Consider the following 24,431-nt stretch of genomic DNA (forward strand, 5'->3'; position numbering starts at 1 on the left):
GCAGTTTACCGGTGTCATCTGGGAGTAGGTGTCAGACACCCTGCGAAGACTGCCGTCGGGCATAGGTTGTGCCCCAAGGGTGTCAGACACCGGGCAGATATCCGAGCAGATACCCGATCTCGAACCGGCCCCGCAAGCGCGAAGCGTCATCCGCGAACGCAAGACACCGCGTAAGCGCCCGGAGGCCGCCCGCGCGGCCAACCGGGCGCGGGCCCCGCAAGAAGCTCCAAACCCGCGCAAACGCAGGCAAGAACCTAAAGAACCCCACCCACCCCAGCGACCGCCAAGTTCAAACCACCGGAGCCCGGCGTGGCGTCGGCCTGGGGTGCGCGGGGCGTGTAGATGCGCCCGAGGGAAACCGAAGGGAGCCGAAGGCGGACGAGGTTGACGAAGGGGCAGTCCGGAGCGAAGGCTCCGGACCGCAATCGTAGCCCCGCGCGCCCCAGGCCGACGCCGCGCCGGGCGTCAAAAGAACTCAACCCTTCCCCGGCACAGCAGCAATAGCCCCCAGATACTCCCCCTCCAACTGCGCCACCAACTCCGCCACAGCCAACACCTCCTGCACAGCCCCCACGCCCTGCCCAGCACTCCAGACATCCTTCCAAGCCTTCGGCTGCGAGCTCTTGTCCATGTTCGCCGGCGGGGCCACTCCATTGCTGGCCAGCACAACAGGATCCAACCCCGCCGCCAGAATGCTCTCAGACAAATAATTAGCCGGCACCCCCGAGAAGTACGGCGTGTAAGTCACATCAGCCGCCTGCGCCGCCATCACCATTTCCCGGTACGCATCTCCCGCCAACGACTCCTGCGTCGCAATGAACCGCGTCCCCATGTACGCAAAATCGCACCCCAGCACCTGCGCAGCCAGAATGTCCTTTCCGTGGCTGATGCACCCCGACAGCGCCAACGGCCCGTCGTAAAACGCCCGGATCTCGTTCACCAGCGCGATCGGATTGATCTGCCCCGCATGTCCCCCCGCGCCCGCGGCAACCAGGATCAGCCCATCGGCCCCCGCATCCAGCGCCCGCTTTGCATGCCGCACGGTCGTCACGTCGTGAAAGACCAGGCCGCCATAGGCATGCGCCACCTTCACCACCGCCTCCGGCGCGTGCAGCGACGTGATCAGCAGCGGCACCCGGCGTTCCGCGCAGATCGCAAGGTCTCCCTGCCAGCGCGGATTGCTCGGATGCACGATCAGATTCACCCCGTACGGCGCCACTTTCTCGGACGGCGCCGCAAGCCGCCGCGCCGCCAGCCCGTCCTCGATCCGCGTGATCCACGCGTGCAACTGCTCTTGCGGCCGCGCGTTCAGCGACGGGAACGTCCCGATGATTCCCGCCGCGCACTGCGCGACCACCAGTTGCGGTCCCGAGACCAGAAACATCGGGGCGCCGATCACAGGCAGGCGGATCTGGTCGCGCAGGGCGGACGGGGGATTCATCGTGTTGCTCCGGGGTAGGTCAGTTGGCCTGGATGTTGGCGGTCTGGATCACGTCCGACCACAACGCGTACTCGCGGTCGATACGTTCCTGCAGCGCTTGGGAATCGCCTGTGTTGATCGAGTAGCCGCCTTCGGTCATCGCCTGGCGGAAGGCGGGATCTTTCGACACCTCGGCCAGGGCGCGGGTCAGACGCGCGGTGACGGCATCGGGCAGCTTCTTGGGACCGACCAGCGCATACCAGCCCACCACCTCGTAGTCCTTCATGCCCGCCTCCCTCATCGTCGGCACGTCGGGCAACTCGGGATTGCGCGTCTTGGACGTCACCGCCAGCGCCCGCGCCTTGCCGCTCTTGATGAACGGAATGGCCGTGCTCGTGATGTCGAACATGAACGTCACCTTGCCGCTCACCACGTCCATCATCGCCGGCGAATTGCCGCGATACGGCACGTGCAGCATCGACGCCTGGGCCTGCTTCTTAAGCAGCTCGGCCGACAGGTGATTCGAGGCGCCGATCCCCGCCGACCCGAACGACACCGCGTCCGGATGCTCGCGCGCGTAGGTCACCAGTTCGCCCACGTTCTTGGCTGGAATCTGCGGGCCGATCAGCAGCACGTTGGCGTAATCGACCACCAGGCCGATCAGCGAGAAATCCTTGCGCGGATCGAACAGCGTGCTGCGCTGGACCAGCGGCGACATCGTCAGCGTGGGGCTGGCAGCAAAGCCCAGCATATAGCCGTCCGGCGTCGCCTTGGCGGTGGCGTCGGACGCGATCATGCCGCTCGCGCCCGCGCGGTTCTCCACCACCACCGCCTGCCCCAGCTTGTCTCCCAGGTACTTGGCGAAGACGCGGGCCGTCGTGTCGACCGGACCGCCTGGCGCGTAGCCCACGAGCAGGCGGATGGGACGGTCGGGATACGTTTGTGCCGTCGCGCTCTGGGCGCCGGCCAGCGCAGCCACGGCGGCGGCCGCGGCAATAAGGGTCTTGATGTTCACGCTCTTGTCTCCTTGTGCATGGGTGGCCGGTCGTGGAGCGGAACGTCAGCCCGCGCCTACGCCAGCCTTTCTTTCAGCGGCTGCTTCAGGATCTTGCCGCTGACGGTGGTGGGAATCGTCTCGATGGGAATGATCTGTGCCGGCCGCTTGTACGGCGCAAGCTGGGCGCGCAGGTGCAGCATCAGCAGATTCGTGTCGATCGTCGCGCCGGGCAGGGGCTCGACAAACGCGATGACTTCTTCGTTGTGATCGGCGGTGTCGCGGCCTACCACGGCGGACAGGCGCACGCCGGGAAACGCGTTGATCACCGACTCGACCTCGATCGGGTAGACGTTGAACCCCGAGCGGATGATGAGGTCCTTTGACCGGCCCGCGATGAACAGCGCGCCGCTCGCGTCCAGGTAGCCGATGTCGCCCGTATTGAGCCAGCCGCCCGGCAGCAGCGCCTGCGCGGTCTGGTCCGGGTTGCGGTAATAGCCCAGCATCACGCCCGGGCCGCGGATCAGCAGGTCGCCGCGCGTGCCGGGGTCCGGGAACACATCCGGGCTGCCGATGCGCAGCTCGACGCCTTCCACCGCATGACCCGCCGAGCAGTCGTCGCGCGGCGCGTCGATGTCGGTGATGAACATCGAACCCGCATATTCGGTGATGCCGTAGCCGTGGTGCATCGGCACGCCGAAGTAGCGTTCCGCGTCGCGCTTTTGCGTCGGGTCGAGCGCGGCGCCGCCGGTGTAGAGGTAGCGCAGGGCCGGCGCACGCAGTTCCGCGCGGGGCGGCGCCGCAGCCATCAGGCGGCTGAACATCGTCGGCACGCCCTGAAGGATGCTGACGCCGGGATGCGCCAGCGCCTTGAACACGTCTTGCGGATCGAAGCGGCTGCGCAGCACCAGGCTGGCGCCCGCATGCAGCGTGGCCATCAGCACGGTCGCGATGCCGAAGATGTGCGACATGGGCAGCGCGGCATAGCCGATATCGTGCGGCGTCAGGCGGCGCGAAGCCGCCGACACCCGCGCGAAATGCACGAGGCCCCGGTGCGGCACCATCACGCCCTTGGGCGCGCCGGTGGTGCCGGACGTGTAGATCACCGTGGCCACCTCGGCGGCCAGATCGCCGGTCTCGGCCTGCGTGGGAGAGGGCGCGCGTGCGGCTGCGATGCCCGGCCCCCAGACAGCAGCGTCGGCATCGGAAGCGCCCGCCGCCGCGGCGTGCGCGGCAGCCGCCGTCGACACGCCGCTGGTGTACAGCACCAATTCGGGCTGCGCATGGTGGCGGATTTTCTCGACCTCGCGCGCCGACAGGCGCGCATTCACGCCCACCGGCCACGCGCCTGCCACGCCGCAGCCAAACAGCGTGGCGATCATCGCCGTGCAGTTCTCGCCCACCATCATCACGCGATGGCCGGGCTGCACGCCTTGGCCGCGCAGCCAGTCGGCCGTATCCTGCACCCGTTGCCACAACTGCCCGTAGGTCAGCGTGCCGCCGCCTTCCTCGTACAGACAGATGGCGGCGGGCTGCCGGCGCGCCTGCAGCGCCAGGACGTCGTGGATGCGGGTGATCGATTCAGCGTGAGACATGGGTTGATACGTGGGGATCAAAGGGTTGCCTGGGTGCCCAGGATGGCGGTCGATTGGCTGGACAGCGTACCGCCATTGCCATGCACCAGCGCAAGCTGCGCATCGGCGACCTGCCGTTCGCCGCATTCCCCGCGAAGCTGGCGCACCGCCTCGATCATGATGAAGACGCCGTACATGCCCGGATGCACGCAGCACAGGCCGCCGCCATTGGTGTTGACGGGCAGCCTGCCGCCGGGCGCGATGGCCCCGTCCGCGATGAAGTCGCGGCTTTCCCCTTTGGCGCAAAAGCCCAGGTCTTCCAGGAACAGCAGCGTGTTGATGGTGAAGGCGTCGTAGAGTTCCACGACGTCGATGTCGCGCGGCGCGACGCCCGCCATCGCGTAGGCGCGGCGTCCGGATTCGGCGGCGGCCGTGACGGTCAGGTCTTCCATGGAAGAAATCTGCCGGTTCCACACCGCCGTCGCGTTGCCCAGCACGTACACGGGCGGGCGCGGCAGGTCGCGCGCACGGTCGGCGCGCACCAGCACGTAGGCGCCGGCCCCGTCAGTGACCAGGCAGCAGTCGCGCACGCTCAGCGGATCGGACACCATGCGCGCGGACAGGATCTGATCCAGCGTCGCCGGTTCGCGCAATTGCGCTTCGGGGTTCAGCTGCGCCCACTGGTTGGCCGCCAGCGCCACGCGCGCCAGGTCTTCGCGCCGGGTGCCGTACTGATGCATGTGCCGCGCCGCCGCCAGCGCATACGAGGACAGCGGACTGAGCGGATCGTAGGGCGTTTCATACGGTTGCGGGTCGAACTGCTTGCGCACGCGTCCGATCTCGGCGCGGCTCAGCGTGGACGTGCGCTGCGTGCTGCCGTAGCAGACCAGCACCGCGTTGCATTGGCCCGAGGCCAGCGCGTGCAGCGCCGGCATCAGATGCGCCACGAAGCTGGACCCGCCCAGCATGGTGCTGTCGATGAACGTGGGCCGGATGCCCAGGTGTTCGATCACCGGCATGGCCCACATCGGGGCCGCGACGCTGGCGGTGCACAGGCCATCGATGTCGCGCATCGTCAGGCCCGCGTCCGCGACGGCGCGCTGCGCCGCCTGGACCAGGATTTCCATTTCGGTAAAGCCAGCGGCCTGTCCCAGGCCGGCGTGGCCTACCCCGGCCACCGCGACGGCGCCGCGCAATTCGTTCAGCGTCATGGCGCCTCCTTGTTGGGCACGAAAACCACCAGTCCGCGCCCGTCCTGCTGGATCACTTGCGCGCGAACGCCCATGCCGATGCGAACTGCGTCCGGCGCCACGCCGTCGACGCGGCTCATGAGCCTGACGCCTTCCTGCAGGTCGATCAGCGCCACGTTGTAGTCGCCGCCCGCGTCGGGCTTGCGCCGCACGACGGTGGTGGAATAGACGGTGCCGCGTCCGTCGGGCGTGACCCAGCCAAGTTTGTCCGCGCCGCAGTGCGGGCAGATCATGCGGGGATAGAACACGGCGCGGTCGCAGCCGGCGCAATGCTGGATGAGGAAGCGGCCGTCGTCGAGCGCCTGGCGGTACTGCGCCTCGACGCCTTGCGACACGCCATCCGTCTGATCGGGAGCAGTCATGGTGCGATGGGATTCCAGTGGATCGGGTGAAACGGAACAGGCCCTAGTGTCCGCACTGCCACCCGCTTCGGCCATTCTTCATTGCTGAAGCAGGACTTTTGCCAATCCGTAGTGGGCGGCGCGCCCTACACGCAGCGCGAAGCCCGTCTTCGGAAGAGGCAGATTGTCCGGCCGTGCGCGCCGTGGCTAGATACCGGGCAAAGGAGGTGGACCATGAACCTGACCTGGACGCCGCAAGAGCGCCAATTCCGCGAGAGCGTGCGCGCCTTCGCCGCCGACAAACTGCCCGAGGACATCCGCGCCAAAGTGCTGCGGCACCAGCGGCTGGACCGCGACGACTACGTGCGCTGGCACAACGTCCTGGCCGACCAGGGCTGGGGCGCGCCGAACTGGCCGGTCGAACACGGCGGCACGGGCTGGAACGCCTTGCAGCGCCTGATCTTCGAAGTGGAATGCTTCAAGGCGGGCGCGCCACGGCTGCTGCCGTTCGGCCTGTCGATGATCGGCCCCGTGCTGATGAAGTACGGCAGCGCGCAGCAGCAGGCCCGCTTCTTGCCGCGCATGATCCGCGTAGAGGACTGGTGGTGCCAGGGCTATTCCGAGCCCGGTTCGGGGTCGGACCTGGCGTCGCTCAAGACGCGCGCCGTGCGCGATGGCGACGAATACGTCGTCAATGGCCAGAAGACCTGGACCACGCTTGCCCAATACGCCGACTGGATGTTCTGCCTGGTGCGCACCGACCCCGAGGCGCGCGCGCAACGCGGCATCTCCATGCTGCTTATCGACATGCGTTCGCCGGGCGTCACGGTGCGGCCGATTCGCACGCTGGACGGCGGTCACGACGTCAACGAGGTCTGGCTGGAAAACGTGCGCGTGCCGGCCGCCAATCTCGTCGGCGAGGAGAACCAGGGCTGGACCTACGCCAAGTACCTGCTGGGCCACGAGCGCACGGGCATCGCGGGCCTGGGCCACTGCCACCGCGAACTGGGCATCCTGAAGGACATGGCGGCGCGCGCGCAAACGCGCGGCAAGCCGCTCTTGCAGGACAGCCGCATGCGCGACCGCATCTCGCGCATCGAAGTCGACATCATGGCGCTGGAGATGCTGCTGCTGCGCGTGGCCGCCAGCAACGACGGCACGCCGGGCCCGGAGGCCTCGGTGCTGAAGATCCGCGGCTCGGAGATCCAGCAGGACCTGGCCATGCTGCAGATGGAGGTCGCGGGGCCGGACGCGTGGCCGTACGACCCGGACTGGATGGAGGCCGGCAATGCGTTTCATGGCCCGGGTCCGGAGATGGCCGCGGCCGCGGGCGCCGGTTACGCGGATATGCGCAAGACCTCGATCTACGGCGGCACGACCGAAGTGCAGAAGGGCATCATCGCCCGCCTGGTGCTGGGCGTGTAGGCCCGCCGCGCAACCTCGACAGGAACACGACGCATGGATTTCATCTACACCGAAGAACAGCGCATGCTGGCCGACAGCCTGCGCCGCCTGGTGGACCAGGCATGGACCTTTCCGCAGCGGCGGGCCCGGCAGGCTGCGGGCAAGCTGGACCGGCAGGCGTGGCAGGCTCTGGCCGAACTGGGCGTGCTGGGCCTGAACATCTCGCAAGATCACGGCGGCTTCGGCGAAGTGCCCGCCAGCCTGCTGCCGGTGCACGTCGAGCTGGGGCGTGGGCTCGTGTCCGAGCCGGTCATTCCGAGCGCGGTGATGGGCGCGGCGCTGGCCGACGCCTGCGGCGAGACGGCGCGTGGGCGCTGGCTGCCGGCCATTGCGTCGGGCGAGGCCATCGTCAGCGTGGCGTGGCAGGAGCCCGGCCGCCGTTACGCCGCCGGCCCGCAGGACTGCCGCGCTGCCCGCACCACCGAAGGCTGGCGGCTGGACGGGGCCAAGCATCTGGTGTGGCACGGCGCGGCCGCCGATGCGTGGTTCGTCAGTGCAAAGGGTGAGGACGGCCAGACGGTCCTGCTGGCGGTGCCCGCCGATGCCGCCGGCGTGCGCGTGACGGATACGCCCACGCTGGACGGCGCGCGCTGCGCGCGGCTGGACCTGGACGCGGTGCCGGTTCCCGCGGAGGCATTGCTGGCAGAAGGCGAGGCGGCCGACCACGCGCTGGCGCAGGCCTTGCAGTGGGGCACCGCCGCGCTGTGCGCGCACGCGGCAGGGGCGATGGAGCGCCTGCTGGAAATCACGGTCGATTACCTGAAGACCCGCAAGCAGTTCGGCCAGCCGCTGGCGTCGTTTCAGGCCTTGCAGCACCGGCTGGCCGAAATGCTGGTGGCCAAGGAGCTTGCGCTGTCGATGGCCTATGTGGCCGTCGCGGCGCTGACGGAATCCGACGCGGCGCAGCGGCGCCGCATGATCGCATCGGCCAAGCTCGAGGCCGCCCGCGCCGGGCGCCTGGTCGCGCAGCTGGCCGTGCAGTTGCACGGTGGCATGGGCATGACGGACGAACTGGAGGTGGGCGACTACTTCAAGCGGCTGACCGTGGTCGATCAACTGATGGGCGATACCGCCGAGCAACTGGCCGTTCTGGAGGAATTGGCATGAGCGCACACGCACCGGCCTTCACGCAGATCCTGTTCACGCTGGATCGCGGCGTTGGCGTCATCACGCTGAACCGGCCCGAGCGCATGAACAGCTTCACCGAGGTGATGCACGGCGAGCTGTCGCGCGCGCTGGACCTGCTGGAAGGGCACGCGGGCCTGCGCGGGCTCGTGATCACCGGGGCTGGCCGCGGATTCTGCGCCGGGCAGGATCTGGGTGAACGCAAGCCCGCCGAGGACGGCTCGCGCCGGGACCTGAGCGTCATGCTGGACAAGTGCTACCGGCCGCTCATCAACCGCCTGCGCGCCTTGCCCGTGCCGGTGGTGTGCGTCATGAACGGCGTGGCGGCCGGCGCGGGCGCAAGCCTGGTGCTGGCCTGCGACGTGGTGTTTGCGGTGGAATCGGCGCGCTTTGTGCAGGCGTTCAGCAAGATCGGCCTCTTGCCCGACGCGGGCGGAACGTGGTTCCTGCCGCGCCTCGTGGGATCGGCGCGCGCGATGGGGGCCGCGCTCTTCGGCGAACCGGTGTCAGCGGCGCAGGCGGAATCCTGGGGACTGATCTGGCGCGTTGTGCCGGACGCGGCGCTGGCGGACACGATCGGGCACGTGACGGACACGCTGGCCGCGGGCCCCACGCGCGCCTATGCGGCCACCAAGGCGGCGCTGCAGGCGTCCAGCGGCAACACGCTGGCGCAGCAGTTCGATCTGGAATGCGGGCTGCAGCGCGAACTGGGGTACACCGACGACTACCTCGAAGGCATGCGCGCGTTCGCGGAAAAGCGGCCGCCGGCGTTCACGGGCAAATGAGGCGCGGCGAAAAAAGGCGCCCCGGAAAAAAGGCGCTCCGGAAAAGCAGTCGCGCTGGATTCAGGCTTGTCGCGGCGTCTGGATCTGATCGATGAGTTCGCGCGCACAGCCGGGCAGGGCGTCGATGTCGCGCACCAGCAGCTTGCGCTCGCGCACCACCCAGGGTTCGTCCAGTTCGACGACTTGCAGCTTGGTCTCCGACCCGTAACGGCGCGCGGCCGAGTCGGGAATGACGCCGATGCCCACGCCCGCCTGCACCATGCGGCAGATCGAGTCGAAGCTGTAGAGCTGGATGCGCTGCGGCAGGCGCTGGCCGATGCGTTCGAGCTGGTCGCGCAGAAAGGCCACCAGCGTGGAGCCTTCGTGCATGGTGATGAACGGGTAGCGCACGGCGTCCGCCAGTTTGACCTTGTCCTGATCCTGCAGCGGATGGCCATTGGGCACGACCAGCACGAGGCGGTCGGTGCTGAAGTGGATGGTCTGCAATTCCGGCGCATCCACCGGGCCCGCGACGATGCCCAGGTCGGTGGTGCCGTCCAGCACGCCGCGCACGATGTCGCGGGTCAGGCGTTCCTGCAGGTCCACCGTGACGCCGGGGTGGCCCGACAGGAATTGCGCCAGGATGTCCGGCATGAATTCGGTGACGGCGGTGGTGTTGGCGAAGATGCGGATGTGGCCCGCGTCGCCGTCGGACTGCTCCTGGAAATCGTGCTTCAGGTGGTCCACCTGCCGCATGATGACGCGCGCGTGCTGCAAGAGTTTCTGCCCGGCAGGCGTGATCTCGACACCGCGGCTGTCGCGGTAGAGCAGGCGGGAATTGAGCTGGTTTTCCAGCGCCTTGATCCGCACGCTGACCGCGGCCAGGGACAGATGCGCCCGCTTGGCCGCCTGCGTCAGGCTGGGGGATTCGGCGATGTGGATGAACAGTCGGAGGTCGGCAAGATCGAAGTGCATGGTCCATATATTACGGCGTGGCGCCGGGGGGCGGCCATTCGGGATAGGGATCGATTTGCGACGGCCGGCCGGGGCGCGGATGGCCGATTCAGGCGCAGCAAACCCCGCCTTGAGGAAAAACGAATTCACAGCCCAGACGGCTTGCGGGCATGCTTCAGTCTGTAAAAACACCACCAGAGGAACTCGGCATGACATCTACAGATCCGGCCGCATGGATCGGCAGCGGCGAGCGCAAGGCGGACGCCATGGATCCCGGCCACGCCGCGCGTATCGCCGCCACGTTGGGCGGACCGGTGCCGGCCCAGGGAGACGACCTGCCGCCGTTGTGGCAATGGGCGTTCTTCATTGCCACGGTCGGCATGGATGGATTGGGGACGGATGGGCATCCCTCGCGCGGCGGGTTCCTGCCGCCCGCGCAGGACCGCAACCGCATGTGGGCCGGCGGCCGGGTGAAATTCCGCCAGCCGCTCAAGGTCGGCGTGCCGGCCGAGCGCGTCTCCACCGTGGCCGAGGTCAAGGAGAAGGCGGGCCGCACCGGCGCATTGCTGTTCGTGACCGTGCGCCACGAATACCGGCAGTCTGGCGAGGTGGCCATCCTGGAAGAGCAGGACATCGTGTACCGCCAGCCCTCGCCGCCCAAGCTGACGGGCAGCGAACCCCCGCCGCAGGCCGAATGGCGCGACACGGTCAACCCCACGTCCGTCCTGCTGTTCCGCTATTCGGCGGTCACGTTCAATGGCCACCGCATCCATTACGACCACCCCTACGTCACCGGCGTCGAAGGCTATCCCGGCCTCGTCGTGCACGGTCCGCTCATCGCTACCGAGATGGTCGCCGCGTTTGTTCGCGCCCATCCCAAGGCCCGTCTCACGCACCTGGCCTACCGCGGCTTGCGCCCGCTGATTTCCCCCGCGCCTTTCCAGGTTGCCGGCCGCCTGTCCGAGCCGGGCGTCGCCCAGCTCTGGGCCGAGCAGGACGGCACGCTCGCCCACCAAGCCGAATTGAGGTTCACCGAATGAACATGCAGGCCTCCCGCCCGCTGGACGGCATCACCGTCGTCAGCCTGGAACACGCCATCGCGGCGCCTTTCTGCACCCGCCAGTTGGCGGACATGGGCGCGCGCGTCATCAAGATCGAACGTCCGGGCACGGGCGACTTCGCCCGCGGCTACGACGAGCGCGTGCGCGGGCTGTCCTCGCACTTCGTCTGGACCAACCGCTCCAAGGAGAGCCTGACGCTGGACCTGAAGCGCGACGAAGCGGCCGGGATCATGGACCGCCTGCTGGAATCGGCCGACGTGCTGGTGCAGAACCTGGCGCCCGGCGCCGCCGCGCGTCTGGGACTGTCCTTCGAGGCGCTGCACGCGAAGCATCCGCGCCTGATCGTCTGCGACATCTCGGGGTACGGCGAGGGCGGTCCCTACCAGGACAAGAAGGCTTACGACCTGCTGATCCAGAGCGAAAGCGGCTTCCTGTCGGTTACCGGCACGAAGGACGATCCGGTCAAGGCGGGGTGTTCCATCGCGGACATCGCTGCTGGCATGTACGCGTATTCGGCCATCCTGAACGCGCTGCTGCTGCGCCAGCGCACCGGCGTGGGCAGCCGCCTGGACGTCTCCATGCTCGAAAGCATGGTCGAGTGGATGGGCTTTCCCATGTATTACGCCTTCGACGGCGCGGCGCCGCCCGTTCGCGCGGGCGCGGCCCACGCGTCCATCTATCCGTACGGGCCGTTCCCGGTGGGCTGCGGGTCGACCATCATGCTGGGCCTGCAAAACGAACGCGAATGGCGCGTCTTCTGCGCTCAGGTGTTGCGCCAGGCCGATCTGGCCGAAGACCCGCGCTTCATTTCCAACTCGCTGCGCACCGCCAACCGCGACGCCCTGCGCGCGCTCATCGTGGCGGCGTTTGCGGACCTGTCCATCGAGCAGGTGACGCAGCGCCTGGAAGACGCGCAGATCGCCAATGCCCGCGTCAACGACATGGCGGGCGTGTGGGCGCATCCGCAATTGCAGGCGCGCCAGCGCTGGAGCGAGGTCGACAGCCCGGCCGGCGTGCTGCCGGCGTTGCTGCCGCCCGCCAGCAGCAACGCGTTCGCGCCGCGCATGGGCGCGGTGCCTGCGGTGGGCCAAAACACCGATGCGGTGCTAGCATCACTGGGATACGCGCCGGATCAGGTGGCGCAGTTCCATGCCTCGGAGGTCGTGTGACACATCCCGTCGTTCGTAGCGCCCTGTTTGTGCCGGCCTCGCGGCCCGAGCGCATCCCCAAAGCGCTGGCCGCCGGTGCGGACGCCGTCATCGTGGACCTGGAAGACGCCGTGGAGCACCTGGCCAAGGCGTCGGCCCGCGAAGCCCTGTGCGATTTCCTGGGCATGCATCGCGAGGCCCGGCTCTGGGTTCGCATCAACGACGCCTCCACCTCCTGGCACGACGACGATCTGAAGGCCTGCCGCGGCAAGGCCGGCGTGGCGGGCATCCTGCTGCCCAAGGCCGAAAGCATGATGCAGGTGCGGCACGCGGCGCAGGCCGGCTGTCCGGTGATCCCCATTCTTGAAACCGCGCAGGGCATTCTCAATGCCGCCGAGATCGCCGCGACCCCTGGCGTCGCGCGGCTGGCGTTCGGCAGCCTGGACTACGGCCTGGATATGGGCCTGACGCCCGACACGCCGGGCGCCGAAACGGTGCTGGACCACGCGCGGGTGCAGGTGCTGTTGCACACGCGCGCGGCGGGTCTGGCGCCTGCGCTGGACGGCGTTTTTCCGGGCGTGCAGGATCAGGCGGGCCTGGCGGCCGCCGCGGGTCGCGCGCAGCAGATGGGGTTCGGCGGGATGCTGTGCATCCATCCCACGCAGGTTCCGGTCATTCACGCCGCGTTCGTGCCGGCGCAGCAGGAACTGGACTGGGCGCGGCGCGTTGTCGCCGCGCACCGCGACACGGCCGCGGGCACGTTCATGCTGGATGGCAAGATGGTCGACGCGCCCGTCATCGCACGGGCGCGTCTGGTGCTGGCGCAGGCGGGCGAGTCCGCGCGCGGCTGATTCTCGCGCCGGCGCCTCGTCCAGACCATACCGAGGCGCCCCGCGCGCAACTGACAGGGCGGGCCCATGGGCGAGGCGCTTTTTATCGGACATACCTACATCGACGTAACCGTGCTGGCCGACGAATGGCCCACGGGCGACCAGAAAAGCGTGGCGCGCGATTACGCGGTGTCTTTCGGCGGCAATGCGGTCACGGCGGCCTTTGCCTGCGCGCGGCTGGGATTGCCGCCCGATCTGATCTGTTCCCTGGCGCCCGACTGGCTGGGGCACATGTACACGGACATGGCCGCCGCGCATGGCGTCACGTTGCACGCGCGGCACGTGCGGCGGTCGTCGCTGTCGTTCATCATGCCCAATAACGGCAAGCGCGCCATCCTGCGCGCCCGCGATGCCGACTACCTGAACGACTTTCCCCGCCTGGACATCGCCGGCTATCGCGCGCTGCATCTGGACGGCCATCAGCCCGATGCCGCGCTGCATTACGCACGGGCGTGCCGCCAGGCCGGCGTGCTGACGTCACTGGACGGAGGCGGCGTGCGCGAGAACACCGACGAACTGCTGCGTTACATCGATGTGGCCGTGTGCGCCGAGCGCATGTGCGAACAACTGAACCTGCCGCCCGAGGGCCTGCTGGACCTGCTCAAGGCGCGCGGCTGCCGCATCGGCGCGGTGACGATGGGCGAGCGCGGGATGCTCTGGTACGACGAAACGGGTCGCGTCGACACGCTGCCTTCGCTGGATGTGCCCGCCTCGCGGATCATCGACACCTCGGGGGCGGGCGACGTGTTTCACGGCGCCTACGTGTGGTCCTACCTGACGCGGCCGGACCAGCCCTGGATCGAGCACTTCACGTTCGCGCGCGCGGCCTCGGCGCACAAGATCCAGCATCTGGGCAATGAGGCGGGGCTGCCGGACGTGGAAGACGTCGAGCGCGCCATGATGGCCTTCACGCCCAAGGGCTGACGCGCGGCAGGCGGCGCGCCCCGATGGGCGTAATCAGCCCGCGAGCCGTTCGATGGGCTGGTCGTGGATCGCGCCGATCCACGCATCCAGCGGTTTGCCGTGCACCGACAGGTCAGGCGCCAGGTCGCGCAGCGGCAGCAGGACGAAGGCGCGCAGATGCAGACGGGGATGGGGCAGGATCAGCCGTTCGTGATCAAGCTGCGCATCGCCGTGCAGCAGCAGATCCAGATCGAGCGTGCGAGGGGCATTGCGGTAGGGACGCAGGCGGCCGTGTTCGTGCTCCAGCGCCTGCAGGACGTCCAGCAGCGCCAGCGGCGCAAGGACGGTATCCACGGCGGTCACCGCGTTGATGAAGTCGGGGCCGGTGGCGTCGACCGGCGCGCTGCGGTAGAACGGCGAGGCCGTCACCCCGGTGATGCCGGGCGTGGCCTCGAGCTGCGCCAGGACCTGGCGCAGGGTGGCCGCGCTGTCGCCCAGATTGGCGCCCAGGCCCACGTAGGCGCGGACAGGCGGCTGCGGCACCGCGGTTACTCGCCGGCGGGCGCGCTGCGCGGCCCGCTGCGGCGCGGACGGCGGCGCCGGCGCGCGGGCGCGGCGGCGTCGCTGGCTTCGCGCGGCTGGCGCGACACTTCTTCGATCATGTCGGCACGGGTGGCGTCGTCGGCATTGGCCAGATCCATCCACCACTGCGCCAGCACGCTGTCGAACTCGCCGGCGGCGGCGCGCAGCTGCAGGAAGTCGCAGGCGGCGCGGAAACGCGGCTGCTCGATCATGCGGTAGATGGTCTTGCCCATGCGCCGCTCGAAACGCGGCTGCATGAACCAGATCTCGCGCATGTCGGACGAGAAGCGGCGCTGGATGGCGAGCTTCTCGGTCTGTTCGTCCAGCACGGAGTCCGCGGCCGACGACAGGGCCGGAATGGTGTGCTCGCCCTGCGCGCGCAACTGCTTCCAGCGCACTTCGACCTGCTGCCACAGCAGCGAGGCAAACAGGAAGCTGGGGCTGATGGTCTTGCCGGCGCGCACGCGCGCATCGGTGCGTTCCAGCGCCAGTTCCACGAAGTGTTCGCCGCCGGGTTGTTCAAGCACCACGTCCAGCAGCGGCAGCAGGCCGTTGTGCAGGCCATCGGCGCGCAGCTGGCGCAGACAGTCCATCGCGTGGCCGCAGGTCAGCAGCTTGAGCATCTCGTCGAACAGGCGCGAGGCCGGCACGTTCTCGATGAGGTCGGCCATGGTGCTGATGGGCTCGCGCGTGGCCGGATCGATCGTGCCGTTCAGCTTGGCAGCAAAGCGCACCGCGCGCAGCATGCGGACCGGATCTTCGCGGTAGCGCTTGACGGGATCGCCGATGATGCGAATCTGGCGCTTCTTCAGGTCGGCCACGCCATTGTGGTAGTCGATGACTTCCTCGTTGTGCGGGTCGTAGTACAGCGCATTCATGGTGAAGTCGCGGCGTTTGGCGTCTTCTTCCTGGGATCCGAACACGTTGTCGCGCAGGATGCGGCCGTGTTCGTCGGTTTCCTGGTCTTCCGAGGCGGGGGCGCGGAAGGTGGAGGTCTCGATGATTTCCTGGCCGAACACCACATGCACCAGCTGAAAGCGCCGGCCGATGATGCGTGCGCGGCGGAACAGCGGACGGATCTGTTCGGGCGTGGCGTTGGTGGCCACGTCGAAGTCCTTGGGCTCGAGCCCGACGATCAGGTCGCGCACCGCGCCGCCGACGATATAGGCTTCGTAGCCATGCTGGCGCAGCACCTCGCACACCTTGATGGCGTGGCGCGACACGTTGCGGCGGTCGATGCCGTGTTTGTCACGCCCGATGCGCAACGGCCCCCTGGGTGTCGGCGCGAATAGCCGGCCGACGAATTTTTTTATGGTTTCAGTGATCATTTAGGACTTCGAATCTTCCATGTGGTCGAACAGGTCGATCACTTGCCAGCCGCGTTCCTGCGCAATGGCACGCAGGGCGGGGCTGGGGTTGGCGGCAATCGGACGGGTCACTTTTTCGAGGAGCGGCACATCATTGACCGAATCGCTATAGAAAAACGATTCGGAGAAATCCGCAAGCCCCAAGCCCATGCTGCCCAGCCAGTCGTTCACGCGCACCACCTTGCCTTCCTTGAAGCTTGGCGTGCCCAGGATGCGGCCCGTGTAGCGGCCGCGCAGGTACTCGGCATCGGTCGCAACCAGATGGGGCACACCGAACGCGCGGGCGATCGGGGCGGTGACGAAACTGTTGGTGGCCGTGACGATGGCGCAGAGGTCCCCGGCTTCCAGGTGGCCGTCCACCAGGTCGCGCGCGGCGGGGGTGATGGACGGGCGGATGACTTCGCCCATGAAGGTTTCGTGCCACACGGCCAGATCGTGAGGCGCGTGCGCGGCCAGCAGGCCGAGCATGAATTCGGCGGCCTGTTCGGCCGTGAGTTCGCCGCGGTTGTAGCGCTCCATCAGATCGTCATTCAGGCGGCGGGCTTGCTCGGGATCGCCCGCGCGGCCCGTGCGCGCCAGATAGTCGGCCCATTGATAGTCGCTGTCGAGCGGCAGCAAGGTGTGATCAAGGTCGAACAGGGCAAGACGTCGGGTGGTCATGTGCGTTGTGAATCAGGATCTGCGAGCATGGCGCGCAGCAGGGGGAGGGTGATGGGACGGCCGGTGGCCAGGGAATAACGATCCAGCGCGTCGAGCAACGCCGCAAGCTTGCGGATGTCGCGCTCGTGGTGCGTGAGCATCCAGTTTATGATTTCGGGCGCCAGGTGCAGCCCGCGTTCGGCGGCTTGCGCCGACAGCGCGGCCAGCTTGTCGGCGTCGGACAGCGGATCCAGCCGGAACACCAAATCCCAGCCCAGGCGCGTGCGCAGATCTTCGCGCAGCGGCATCGACAGCGGCGCGCGGTCGCCGGCCAGCGCAAGCGCAAAGGCCCGCTGCGTGGCGGCCGATTCGCGCCAGCGGTTGTACAGCGCAAACAGCGCGGCCTGGCGGCTGTCGTCCATGCGGTGCACGTCGTCGACGGCCACGAAGTGGGGCATGGGCGATTTGGAATCGGCTTCGGCCAGGCGGCGCAGCATGTTTTCGCCGTTGGCCGGGTCGATGTAGACGGCATCCGGGCGCGCGGTCAGGGCGCGCAGCAGATGGGTGCGGCCGCAGCCGGCGGCGCCCCAGATGTACAGGGCACGGCCGGGCTTGAGCGCACGCACGGCTGCCACCGCTTCTCCGTTGGGGCCGGCGATGTAGTTGTTCAGCGATGGCGCTGGCGCGGGGAGAACGTCGAGCAGCAGCTGGCGGTTCATGAGAGTTAGCAATCAGGCGTTTTCGGGGGCGCCGGAAGGTCCAGGCCGGGCCGCCGCAAAAAGCCAAGAAAAATCGGTGATACAAGGGCCATGTAGAAACTGGCAAAATCAATACCGGCCAACCCTACACTTTAAACCACCTGAGGCGATGGTGTCGCGTCCGAACGCTTGGCCTGGCGGGGGTTTGCGCCCTTTAGCGCCTGTCCGCGGCCGGGTCATCGTAAAATGCAGGGCGTTCCACCAAAATCCCAGCAATTGTTACATACCCCACGGCATTTCTCATGACGAACCAACCTAAAGCCCCCCTGACCTACCGCGACGCCGGTGTCGACATCGACGCAGGCGACGCCCTGGTCGACCGAATCAAACCCCTTGCCGCGCGCACGATGCGCCCCGGGGTGCTGGCCGGTATCGGCGGCTTTGGCGGCCTGTTCGAAGTGCCCAAGACCTACAAGGAGCCCGTGCTGGTGTCCGGCACGGACGGCGTGGGCACCAAGTTGCGCCTGGCGTTCGACTGGAACCGCCACGACACGGTGGGCATCGACCTGGTCGCCATGAGCGTCAACGACATCCTGGTGCAGGGCGCAGAACCCCTGTTCTTCCTGGATTACTTCGGTTGCGGCAAGTTGTCGGTGGACACGGCGGCGGCAGTGGTGGGCGGCATTGCCAAGGGCTGCGAATTGTCGGGTTGCGCGCTGATCGGCGGCGAAACCGCCGAAATGCCGGGCATGTACCCCGACGGCGAATACGACCTGGCCGGTTTCGCGGTGGGCGCGGTGGAAAAGTCCAAGATCATCGACGGCAAGTCCATCAAGGCGGGCGACGTGGTGCTGGGCCTGGCTTCCAGCGGCGCGCACTCGAACGGCTACTCGCTGCTGCGCAAGATCCTGGAACGCGCCGGCGCCAAGCCCGACGACGATTTCCACGGCCAGAAGATGGTCGACGTGGTCATGGCCCCGACCCGCATCTACGTGAAGCAGGTGCTGGCCGCCTTGGCCAAGCACGGCACCGACATCAAGGGCCTGGCCCACATCACCGGCGGCGGCCTGCTGGACAACGTGCCGCGCATCCTGCAGGACGGCCTGGCCGCCAAGCTGCACCGCGACGCATGGGAAATGCCCAAGCTGTTCCAGTGGCTGCAAGCGCAGGGCGGCGTCGAGGACACCGAGATGTACCGCGTCTTCAACTGCGGCATCGGCATGGTGCTGGTGGTGGATCCGGCTCAGGCCGACGCCATTGCCGCCACGCTGCGCGAGCAGGGCGAGACCGTCAGCAAGCTGGGCGAGATCGTGCCCCAGGAAGCCGGCATGGCGCAGACCTTCGTGGTGTGACGCCGCGGCGATCGCGCTGCAATGAAGATGACCGCCGTGAGGGCGGTCATTTTTTTTTGGTGCCGCGTTTGATGCCGTCTCACTCTCGAAGGTGTCTGACACCCCGACGAGACCAACTTCATCCTGCGATGCCGTCTCAGGGGGTGTCAGACACCTTTGAATGCGGAGCGCAGCCCGTCAGTCCGCCAGCGCCAGCGCCACGGCGTCGATCGTCTGCGCGACCGCGTCGGCGGCCAGGCAGTCGACGATGACGCGATCGGGCTGCGCGCGCAGCCAGGTGATCTGGCGCTTGGCCAGTTGCCGCGTCGCTGCGATGCCCTGTTCGCGGGCGGTGTCCAGGTCGATCTGGCCGTCCAGGTGCGCCCACATCTGGCGGTAGCCCACGCAGCGCACCGAGGGCAGGCCCGGGTGCAGGTCGGCGCGGGCGTGCAGGCCGCGCACCTCTTCCAGCAGTCCCTGGCGCAGCATGGCGTCAAAGCGCTGCTCGATGCGGGCGTGCAGCGCGGCGCGGTCCGAGGGCTCCAGGCTGATCGTCAGGTAACGGTTGGCGTCTTCGTCCGGCTTGCGCTGGGCGCGTTGCAGCAGGGCCGACATCGGTTGGCCGGAAAGCTGGCAGATTTCGAGTGCGCGCTGGATGCGCTGGCTGTCGTTGGGCGCCAGGCGCGCGGCCGTGACGGGGTCCAGCTTCGCCAGCTCGGCGTGCAGCGCGGGCCAGCCCAGCCGGGCGGCGCGCGCTTCCAGTTCGGCGCGCAGCGCGGGATCGGCCTGAGGCAGGTCGTCCAGACCGTCACGCAGCGCCTTGTAGTACATCATCGTGCCGCCCGCCAGCAGCGGAATGCGGCCGCGCGCGCGAATGTCGGCGATCAGGCGCAGCGCGTCGGCGCGGAATTCCGCGGCCGAATACGACTGCGCAGGGTCCAGGATGTCGAGCAGGTGCTGCGGAACGCGGGCCTGTTCTTCAAGAGAGGGCTTGGCGGTGCCGATATCCATGCCGCGGTAGATCGTGGCCGAGTCCACGTTGACGATCTCGAGCGGCCAGCGTTCGGCCAGTGCCAGCGTCGAGGCGCTCTTGCCGGCCGCGGTGGGGCCCGCCAGGCAGATGACCGGGGGCAAAATGGGGGAGCGGGACGCCGGCAAGCTATTGTCCACGCAGGAAGAGCTTGTCCAGGTCGGACATGGACCATTGCACCCAGGTGGGACGGCCGTGGTTGCACTGGTCGGCCCGTTCCGTGGATTCCATCTGGCGCAGCAGGCCGTTCATCTCTTCGAGGGTGAGCTTGCGGTTGGCGCGCACGGAGCCGTGGCAGGCCATGGTCGAGAGCAGTTCGTTGCGCTGTTCGGTCAACAGGCGCGAGACGCCCACCGCGCCCAGATCGCGCAACACGGCGCGGGCCAGGGTTTCGATGTCCCCGCGGGCCAGGATGGCAGGCACTGATCGGACCGCGATCGAAGTGGGGCCGGACGGACGCATCTCAAAGCCCAAGTCGTTCAACTGTTCCTCGAACTCCTCGACCAGCGCCACGTCCTTTTCCTGGGCGTGGAACACCACGGGCACCAACAAGTCCTGGCGCGGCAGGCTGCGCGCGTCCAGGGCCTGCTTGAGCTGTTCGTACACCACGCGCTCGTGGGCGGCGTGCATGTCGACCAGCACCATGCCGCGGCGGTTCTGCGCCAGGATGTACACGCCGTGCAACTGCGCCACCGCCATGCCCAGCGGGTGTTCTTCGTCGGCGGGCAGCGCGGCGGGCGCGGGCGCCGGTTCACGCAGGGGCGCGGCCCGGGCGGCGGTGTCGTCGGTCAGGGGGCGGTAGAGGGATTGCCAGTCGGCGGCGGGAATGCCTGCCGGTTCGGCGTGCAGGCGGAACGGCACCTGGGTATGCGGACGCTGCGGGGCGGGCGACGGGCGCAGCCCGTAGGCGGCACCGTTGCCCGAGCCGTTGCCAGAGCCGGGGTGCGCACTTGCATGCGCGCCGCCCGCTGTGCTGCCTGTGGTGCTGCCTGCGTTGCCGCCATTCATGCCCCCATAGCCCGGGCGCGGCGATCCGGCCGGGGCCGGCATCGCCGGGCGGTAGGCGGGGGCGGCGGCGTCGGAGGAGGCGTCGGAGGAGGCGGCGTCGCCCGCCGGTCGCGCGACGGTTTCGAATCCGCCGTCATCGGCCTGTGCCGCGGGCGCCACGGCCGACGAGCCGCCGGTCTGCGCCAGCGTCTGGCTGACCGCGTGCGAGACAAAGCGGTGCACGGCGCCGCTGTCGCGGAAACGCACTTCGTGCTTGGCCGGGTGGACGTTCACGTCCACGGCGGCCGGATCGATGTCCAGGAACAGCACATACGCAGGCTGGCGGTCGCCGTGCAGCACGTCGGCGTAGGCCGCGCGCAGCGCGTGGCTGACGGTGCGGTCCCGCACGTAGCGGCCGTTCACGTAGAGGTACTGACGGTCGGCGCGGGCGCGGGCGGCGGTCGGCCGGGTAATCATGCCGGCCAGGCTGACCGTGCCGACCGAATGCGACAGCAGCAGGCCGTGCTCGGCGAATTCGGCGCCCAGCACGTCGCGGATGCGCTGCGGCGGTTCGGCGGGCAGCCACTGGCGTTGCGCGCGGTCGTGGTGGAACAGGCGGAAGGCAATCTGCGGATGCGCCAGCGCGATGCGCTCCATGGCGTCGACGCAATGGCCGAATTCGGTGGCTTCGGAGCGCAGGAACTTGCGGCGCGCGGGCACCGCGTCGAAGAGCTGGCGCACGTCGACGGTGGTGCCGGGCGGGCCGGAGGCGGGGCTGACCTGCATGCTGCCCGCGTCGATCTGCCAGGCATGGTCGCCGTCGCGGGTGCGCGAAATGATGGACACCTGGGCCACGGACGCAATCGAGGCCAGGGCCTCGCCGCGAAACCCCATGGATGCCACGGATTCCAGTTCGTTCAGCGAGCGGATCTTGCTGGTGGCGTGGCGGGCCAGCGCCAGCGGCAGTTCCTCGGGCGGGATGCCGCCGCCGTCATCCGTCACCGCAATACGCCGGATGCCGCCGCCTTCGAGACGGACCTCGATGGCGCGCCCGCCTGCGTCGATCGCGTTTTCAAGGATTTCCTTGAGCACGGACGCGGGGCGCTCGATGACCTCGCCAGCGGCGATCTGGCTGATCAGCAGGTCAGGAAGCGCAAGGATGGAACGACGTTCGGTCATGAGGCCCAGATCTTATGTAGCAGTGCGGACGATTTTAGCGTCATGCTCCGGTGGGCTATAGTCGCTGACAAATTCACATCGGATATCAGGGCCGCTTCAATGCTCGAGTTTTTCAATATGGTGCTCCACATCGACCAGACGCTGGGTCTCTGGGTCGAGCAATACGGCGTGTGGGTGTACCTGGTGCTGTTTCTCATCGTCTTTGCCGAGACGGGACTGGTCGTGCTGCCTTTCCTGCCGGGCGACTCACTCTTGTTCATCGCCGGCGCCTTTGGCGCCACGGGCCATATCGACCCCATCCTGATGTCGGTGCTGCTCATCGTGGCGGCCGTGACCGGCAACTCGCTGAACTACGCGATCGGCCGCTACATCGGGCCGCGGGTGTTCTCGATGAACCTGCGCTTCCTGGACCGCGGCGCGCTGATGCGCACGCATGCCTTCTATGAAAAGCACGGCGGCAAGACGATCGTCATGTCGCGCTTCATCCCGGTGGTGCGCACCTTTGCGCCCTTCGTGGCGGGCGTGGCCGAGATGTCGATGGCGCGCTTCCAGATGTTCAACATCATGGGCGCGCTGCTGTGGGTGATCAGCCTGGTCGCGGCGGGTTACTTCTTCGGCAATATCCCGATCATTCGCGATCACCTGAACACCATCGTCCTGGTGGGCCTGGCGGCGGCCGTCGTGCCGGTCGTGGGGGCCGGCCTGGTCAAGCTGGTGCGCGCACGCCGGGCGCACTAGGGCGGCGCGCGGCGCCCAAACAAAAAGGCTATGCGCCAAAGGGTGCATAGCCTTTTTTTCATGGGCCCGGCCAAAGGGCCGGGATCGCGCGTAAAACCTAGCTCACGTCGCCCAGGCGCGCGAGCGGCGGGTTGGCCGTGAAGTAGCGCTGGATGCCGGTCATCATGGCCTGCGCCAGCTTGTCCTGATGCCCTGCGCTGCGCAGCAGGGCTTCTTCCTGCGGATTGCTGATGAAGGCGGTCTCGACCAGCACTGACGGAATGTCCGGCGCCTTCAGCACGGCAAAGCCGGCCTGTTCGACGCTGTTCTTGTGCAGGCGGTTGATCTTCTTGATCTCGTCCAGGAAGGCGTTGCCCACCTTGAGCGAGTCGTTGATCTGGGCCGTGGTGGACAGGTCCAGCAGCACCTTCGCGACCTGGCGGTCGTGGCTGCCCAGGTTGACGCCGCCGATCAGGTCGGCCGCGTTTTCCTTGTCGGCCATCCACCGGGCCTGCGCGCTGGTGGCGCCGCGCTGGGACAGCGCGAAGACCGACGAGCCGTTGGCGGAGGGCTTGACCCAGGCGTCCGCATGGATGGAGATGAACAGGTCCGCATGCACACGGCGCGCCTTCTGCACGCGCACGTGCAGCGGCACGAAGTAATCGTCGTCCCGCGTCAGATAAGCACGCATGTACGGCTGGCTGTCGATCAGCGACTTCAGGCGCCGCGCAATGCGCAAAACCACGTCTTTCTCGCGCAGGCCGGATTTGCCGATGGCGCCCGGGTCTTCGCCGCCGTGGCCGGGGTCCAGCGCGATGGTCAGCATGCGCGGCTTGCCGCGGCTGGCGGTGGCAGGGGGCTTGGGCGGGGTCGGCAGGGCGGGCGCCGGCTGCTGGCCGCGCACGCGAGGCGGCTCGGGCGGATCCGCGCGGGTCACCGGGTTGCGCTGGATGTCTTCCAGGATGCGCGCCAGCGGATCGTCCACATCAGGACCGCTGGACTTGTTCAGGATCGCGATCAGCGGATCCTGGGCAATCTTGGGGTACAGGTCCAGCACCAGGCGGTACTGGTAGTCGGCAACGGGCTTGAGCGTGAACACCTGCGGCGCCACGGGCTGCTTCAGATCGAACACCAGCCGCACGACGTTCGGGCGGTTCTGCGCCACGCGCAGGCTCTGGATGTAGGGATCGTCGGGCCGCACCTTGGAGACCAGGTCGTTCAAGGCCGCGCTGAGGGTCAGTCCCTCGATGTCGACCACCAGGCGGTGGGGATTTTCCAGCGTGAACTGTTCAGCCTTGAGTTCGCTGTCCAGTTCCAGCGTGACGCGGGTGTATTCGTCGGCAGGCCAAGTCCGTACGGCCAGGATCGTGGCGGCCTGCGCCAGCCGCGGCACGACCGGCAGGACGAGCAGCGTGGCGGCGACGCTGATCAGGCGTCGGCGGGTGGCGCCTGCTGAGGGGAGGGCGCCGTCAGGGGCGGGGGGACAATCGCGTTCAACCATGTTTGTCCTCGGGCGGTGTACGCGGTCAGGGTGGCGTCACGTCCGTCGCCTGCATAGGCAAGGCAGATCAGCAGGTCCGGTGGGGGCAAAAGGCCTTCTGCCCGCTCCGGCCATTCGATCAAAACGACCGCATCGTCACGCAGTAAATCCCGAAATCCTGCGTCCAACCATTCGCGCGAATCACTAAATCTATAAAAATCAAGGTGATAGAAGTATAAGTTAGAAAGTTTATAGGATTCAAGCAGGGCGTAGCTTGGACTCTTGATTCGGCCTGTGATGCCGCTTTCGCGCAACAATGCCCTGGAGAAGGCCGTTTTTCCTGCGCCGAGGTCACCTTGGAGATGAATACACGCGCCTGGCAGGCCGGTTTTGGCGCCCGTGACCATCGGCGCCAACTGGCGTGCCAGCGCCTCGGTGGCGGCTTCGTCGGGCAGGTGCAAAGTCAGGGTGGCAAGGGGGGCGGACATGGCGCTGGGCGAGTGGTAAAAAACGAGGATCGGAGCACAGTTTGG

General features: G+C 67.9%; 23 protein-coding genes. 9 read left to right on the top strand and 14 right to left on the bottom strand.

Annotated features, from left to right (window positions below):
- Positions 1 to 475 precede the first annotated feature (475 nt).
- From H4P35_RS03995 to H4P35_RS04015, 5 genes are read right to left on the bottom strand one after another with little or no spacing between them, the layout of a single operon-like run.
- Complete coding sequence (locus H4P35_RS03995) at positions 476 to 1,441, bottom strand: nitronate monooxygenase family protein (RefSeq protein ID WP_226848200.1); 966 nt, start codon at positions 1,439 to 1,441, stop codon at positions 476 to 478.
- Between the two features lie 19 nt (positions 1,442 to 1,460).
- A complete protein-coding gene (locus H4P35_RS04000) occupies positions 1,461 to 2,435 on the bottom strand; it encodes a tripartite tricarboxylate transporter substrate binding protein (RefSeq protein WP_056320955.1) in 975 nt (324 codons plus the stop codon).
- Between the two features lie 56 nt (positions 2,436 to 2,491).
- The gene (locus H4P35_RS04005) at positions 2,492 to 4,009 is read right to left on the bottom strand and encodes a class I adenylate-forming enzyme family protein (protein ID WP_226848202.1); all 1,518 of its coding nucleotides are present in this window, start codon (positions 4,007 to 4,009) and stop codon (positions 2,492 to 2,494) included.
- 17 nt (positions 4,010 to 4,026) lie between these two features.
- Complete coding sequence (locus H4P35_RS04010) at positions 4,027 to 5,199, bottom strand: thiolase (RefSeq protein WP_152383504.1); 1,173 nt, start codon at positions 5,197 to 5,199, stop codon at positions 4,027 to 4,029.
- Positions 5,196 to 5,600, bottom strand: coding sequence for a Zn-ribbon domain-containing OB-fold protein (locus tag H4P35_RS04015; RefSeq protein ID WP_056320959.1), 405 nt, complete (start codon positions 5,598 to 5,600; stop codon positions 5,196 to 5,198). The genes H4P35_RS04010 and H4P35_RS04015 overlap by 4 nt, the downstream gene beginning before the upstream one ends.
- A gap of 213 nt (positions 5,601 to 5,813) precedes the next feature.
- Between H4P35_RS04015 and H4P35_RS04020 the strand changes: the two genes are divergently transcribed.
- The 3 genes from H4P35_RS04020 to paaG are packed head-to-tail and all read left to right on the top strand — an operon-like array spanning position 5,814 to position 8,953.
- Positions 5,814 to 7,004, top strand: a complete 1,191-nt coding sequence (locus H4P35_RS04020; RefSeq protein ID WP_226848204.1) for an acyl-CoA dehydrogenase family protein — start codon at positions 5,814 to 5,816, stop codon at positions 7,002 to 7,004.
- A 33-nt stretch (positions 7,005 to 7,037) separates the two neighbouring features.
- Positions 7,038 to 8,150 carry an acyl-CoA dehydrogenase family protein gene (locus H4P35_RS04025; RefSeq protein ID WP_226848206.1) on the top strand — a complete coding sequence of 371 codons (1,113 nt, stop codon included), beginning with the start codon at positions 7,038 to 7,040 and terminating at the stop codon, positions 8,148 to 8,150.
- A complete protein-coding gene (gene paaG / locus H4P35_RS04030; RefSeq protein ID WP_226848208.1) occupies positions 8,147 to 8,953 on the top strand; it encodes a 2-(1,2-epoxy-1,2-dihydrophenyl)acetyl-CoA isomerase PaaG in 807 nt (268 codons plus the stop codon). Before H4P35_RS04025 ends, paaG begins: the two co-directional genes overlap by 4 nt.
- Positions 8,954 to 9,013: 60 nt before the next feature.
- Here paaG and H4P35_RS04035 read toward each other — a convergent pair whose 3' ends face one another.
- Entirely contained in the window at positions 9,014 to 9,907 is an 894-nt protein-coding gene (locus tag H4P35_RS04035) for a LysR family transcriptional regulator (RefSeq protein WP_056320969.1), read from the bottom strand.
- A gap of 188 nt (positions 9,908 to 10,095) precedes the next feature.
- Here H4P35_RS04035 and H4P35_RS04040 point away from each other — a divergent pair, with 188 nt between their 5' ends.
- The 4 genes from H4P35_RS04040 to H4P35_RS04055 all read left to right on the top strand — a co-directional run bounded on the left by H4P35_RS04040 (position 10,096) and on the right by H4P35_RS04055 (position 13,909).
- On the top strand, positions 10,096 to 10,926 hold the full coding sequence (locus tag H4P35_RS04040) for a MaoC family dehydratase N-terminal domain-containing protein (protein WP_226848210.1): 831 nt from the start codon (positions 10,096 to 10,098) through the stop codon (positions 10,924 to 10,926).
- On the top strand, positions 10,923 to 12,116 hold the full coding sequence (locus tag H4P35_RS04045) for a CaiB/BaiF CoA-transferase family protein (protein ID WP_226848212.1): 1,194 nt from the start codon (positions 10,923 to 10,925) through the stop codon (positions 12,114 to 12,116). The genes H4P35_RS04040 and H4P35_RS04045 overlap by 4 nt, the downstream gene beginning before the upstream one ends.
- Entirely contained in the window at positions 12,113 to 12,946 is an 834-nt protein-coding gene (locus H4P35_RS04050; protein WP_180098869.1) for a CoA ester lyase, read from the top strand. The genes H4P35_RS04045 and H4P35_RS04050 overlap by 4 nt, the downstream gene beginning before the upstream one ends.
- A gap of 66 nt (positions 12,947 to 13,012) precedes the next feature.
- Positions 13,013 to 13,909 (top strand): sugar kinase, encoded by an 897-nt coding sequence (locus tag H4P35_RS04055; RefSeq protein WP_175156662.1) that lies wholly within the window; start codon positions 13,013 to 13,015, stop codon positions 13,907 to 13,909.
- Positions 13,910 to 13,942: 33 nt separating this feature from the next.
- Here H4P35_RS04055 and H4P35_RS04060 read toward each other — a convergent pair whose 3' ends face one another.
- From H4P35_RS04060 to hda, 4 genes are read right to left on the bottom strand one after another with little or no spacing between them, the layout of a single operon-like run.
- Positions 13,943 to 14,431, bottom strand: coding sequence for a 2-amino-4-hydroxy-6-hydroxymethyldihydropteridine diphosphokinase (locus H4P35_RS04060; RefSeq protein WP_226848214.1), 489 nt, complete (start codon positions 14,429 to 14,431; stop codon positions 13,943 to 13,945).
- A gap of 5 nt (positions 14,432 to 14,436) precedes the next feature.
- Positions 14,437 to 15,798, bottom strand: coding sequence for a polynucleotide adenylyltransferase PcnB (gene pcnB / locus H4P35_RS04065; RefSeq protein ID WP_226848216.1), 1,362 nt, complete (start codon positions 15,796 to 15,798; stop codon positions 14,437 to 14,439).
- The gene (locus H4P35_RS04070) at positions 15,799 to 16,497 is read right to left on the bottom strand and encodes an HAD family phosphatase (protein ID WP_056320985.1); all 699 of its coding nucleotides are present in this window, start codon (positions 16,495 to 16,497) and stop codon (positions 15,799 to 15,801) included.
- Positions 16,494 to 17,195 (bottom strand): DnaA regulatory inactivator Hda, encoded by a 702-nt coding sequence (gene hda, locus H4P35_RS04075; protein ID WP_056320988.1) that lies wholly within the window; start codon positions 17,193 to 17,195, stop codon positions 16,494 to 16,496. Before hda ends, H4P35_RS04070 begins: the two co-directional genes overlap by 4 nt.
- Positions 17,196 to 17,476: 281 nt before the next feature.
- Here hda and purM point away from each other — a divergent pair, with 281 nt between their 5' ends.
- Positions 17,477 to 18,526 carry a phosphoribosylformylglycinamidine cyclo-ligase gene (purM, locus tag H4P35_RS04080; protein ID WP_062840295.1) on the top strand — a complete coding sequence of 350 codons (1,050 nt, stop codon included), beginning with the start codon at positions 17,477 to 17,479 and terminating at the stop codon, positions 18,524 to 18,526.
- 177 nt (positions 18,527 to 18,703) lie between these two features.
- Here purM and miaA read toward each other — a convergent pair whose 3' ends face one another.
- Together miaA and mutL are read right to left on the bottom strand one after the other, a co-directional pair.
- Positions 18,704 to 19,663, bottom strand: coding sequence for a tRNA (adenosine(37)-N6)-dimethylallyltransferase MiaA (gene miaA / locus H4P35_RS04085; RefSeq protein WP_226848218.1), 960 nt, complete (start codon positions 19,661 to 19,663; stop codon positions 18,704 to 18,706).
- A gap of 1 nt (position 19,664) precedes the next feature.
- On the bottom strand, positions 19,665 to 21,701 hold the full coding sequence (mutL, locus tag H4P35_RS04090; protein WP_226848220.1) for a DNA mismatch repair endonuclease MutL: 2,037 nt from the start codon (positions 21,699 to 21,701) through the stop codon (positions 19,665 to 19,667).
- Between the two features lie 99 nt (positions 21,702 to 21,800).
- On the opposite strand from mutL, the gene H4P35_RS04095 reads away from it, so the two are divergent.
- Positions 21,801 to 22,439 (top strand): VTT domain-containing protein, encoded by a 639-nt coding sequence (locus tag H4P35_RS04095; protein WP_128830008.1) that lies wholly within the window; start codon positions 21,801 to 21,803, stop codon positions 22,437 to 22,439.
- A 97-nt stretch (positions 22,440 to 22,536) separates the two neighbouring features.
- Here H4P35_RS04095 and H4P35_RS04100 read toward each other — a convergent pair whose 3' ends face one another.
- A complete protein-coding gene (locus tag H4P35_RS04100; protein ID WP_056320999.1) occupies positions 22,537 to 23,919 on the bottom strand; it encodes an N-acetylmuramoyl-L-alanine amidase in 1,383 nt (460 codons plus the stop codon).
- Positions 23,847 to 24,386 (bottom strand): tRNA (adenosine(37)-N6)-threonylcarbamoyltransferase complex ATPase subunit type 1 TsaE, encoded by a 540-nt coding sequence (gene tsaE / locus H4P35_RS04105; protein WP_226848222.1) that lies wholly within the window; start codon positions 24,384 to 24,386, stop codon positions 23,847 to 23,849. The genes H4P35_RS04100 and tsaE overlap by 73 nt, the downstream gene beginning before the upstream one ends.
- Positions 24,387 to 24,431: the final 45 nt, after the last annotated feature.

This window comes from Achromobacter sp. 77, assembly GCF_020541125.1.
GTDB lineage: Bacteria > Pseudomonadota > Gammaproteobacteria > Burkholderiales > Burkholderiaceae_B > Achromobacter > Achromobacter mucicolens.

Coding starts and splice junctions, on each gene's coding strand:
- pcnB (WP_226848216.1), bottom strand. CDS start 15,798: ATGATCACTGAAACCATAAAAAAATTCGTCGGCCGGCTATTCGCGCCG.
- H4P35_RS04040 (WP_226848210.1), top strand. CDS start 10,096: ATGACATCTACAGATCCGGCCGCATGGATCGGCAGCGGCGAGCGCAAG.
- tsaE (WP_226848222.1), bottom strand. CDS start 24,386: ATGTCCGCCCCCCTTGCCACCCTGACTTTGCACCTGCCCGACGAAGCC.
- mutL (WP_226848220.1), bottom strand. CDS start 21,701: ATGACCGAACGTCGTTCCATCCTTGCGCTTCCTGACCTGCTGATCAGC.
- H4P35_RS04025 (WP_226848206.1), top strand. CDS start 7,038: ATGGATTTCATCTACACCGAAGAACAGCGCATGCTGGCCGACAGCCTG.
- H4P35_RS04015 (WP_056320959.1), bottom strand. CDS start 5,600: ATGACTGCTCCCGATCAGACGGATGGCGTGTCGCAAGGCGTCGAGGCG.
- H4P35_RS03995 (WP_226848200.1), bottom strand. CDS start 1,441: ATGAATCCCCCGTCCGCCCTGCGCGACCAGATCCGCCTGCCTGTGATC.
- H4P35_RS04070 (WP_056320985.1), bottom strand. CDS start 16,497: ATGACCACCCGACGTCTTGCCCTGTTCGACCTTGATCACACCTTGCTG.
- H4P35_RS04100 (WP_056320999.1), bottom strand. CDS start 23,919: ATGGTTGAACGCGATTGTCCCCCCGCCCCTGACGGCGCCCTCCCCTCA.
- H4P35_RS04035 (WP_056320969.1), bottom strand. CDS start 9,907: ATGCACTTCGATCTTGCCGACCTCCGACTGTTCATCCACATCGCCGAA.
- H4P35_RS04055 (WP_175156662.1), top strand. CDS start 13,013: ATGGGCGAGGCGCTTTTTATCGGACATACCTACATCGACGTAACCGTG.
- hda (WP_056320988.1), bottom strand. CDS start 17,195: ATGAACCGCCAGCTGCTGCTCGACGTTCTCCCCGCGCCAGCGCCATCG.
- H4P35_RS04005 (WP_226848202.1), bottom strand. CDS start 4,009: ATGTCTCACGCTGAATCGATCACCCGCATCCACGACGTCCTGGCGCTG.
- paaG (WP_226848208.1), top strand. CDS start 8,147: ATGAGCGCACACGCACCGGCCTTCACGCAGATCCTGTTCACGCTGGAT.
- H4P35_RS04095 (WP_128830008.1), top strand. CDS start 21,801: ATGCTCGAGTTTTTCAATATGGTGCTCCACATCGACCAGACGCTGGGT.
- H4P35_RS04020 (WP_226848204.1), top strand. CDS start 5,814: ATGAACCTGACCTGGACGCCGCAAGAGCGCCAATTCCGCGAGAGCGTG.
- H4P35_RS04045 (WP_226848212.1), top strand. CDS start 10,923: ATGAACATGCAGGCCTCCCGCCCGCTGGACGGCATCACCGTCGTCAGC.
- purM (WP_062840295.1), top strand. CDS start 17,477: ATGACGAACCAACCTAAAGCCCCCCTGACCTACCGCGACGCCGGTGTC.
- H4P35_RS04010 (WP_152383504.1), bottom strand. CDS start 5,199: ATGACGCTGAACGAATTGCGCGGCGCCGTCGCGGTGGCCGGGGTAGGC.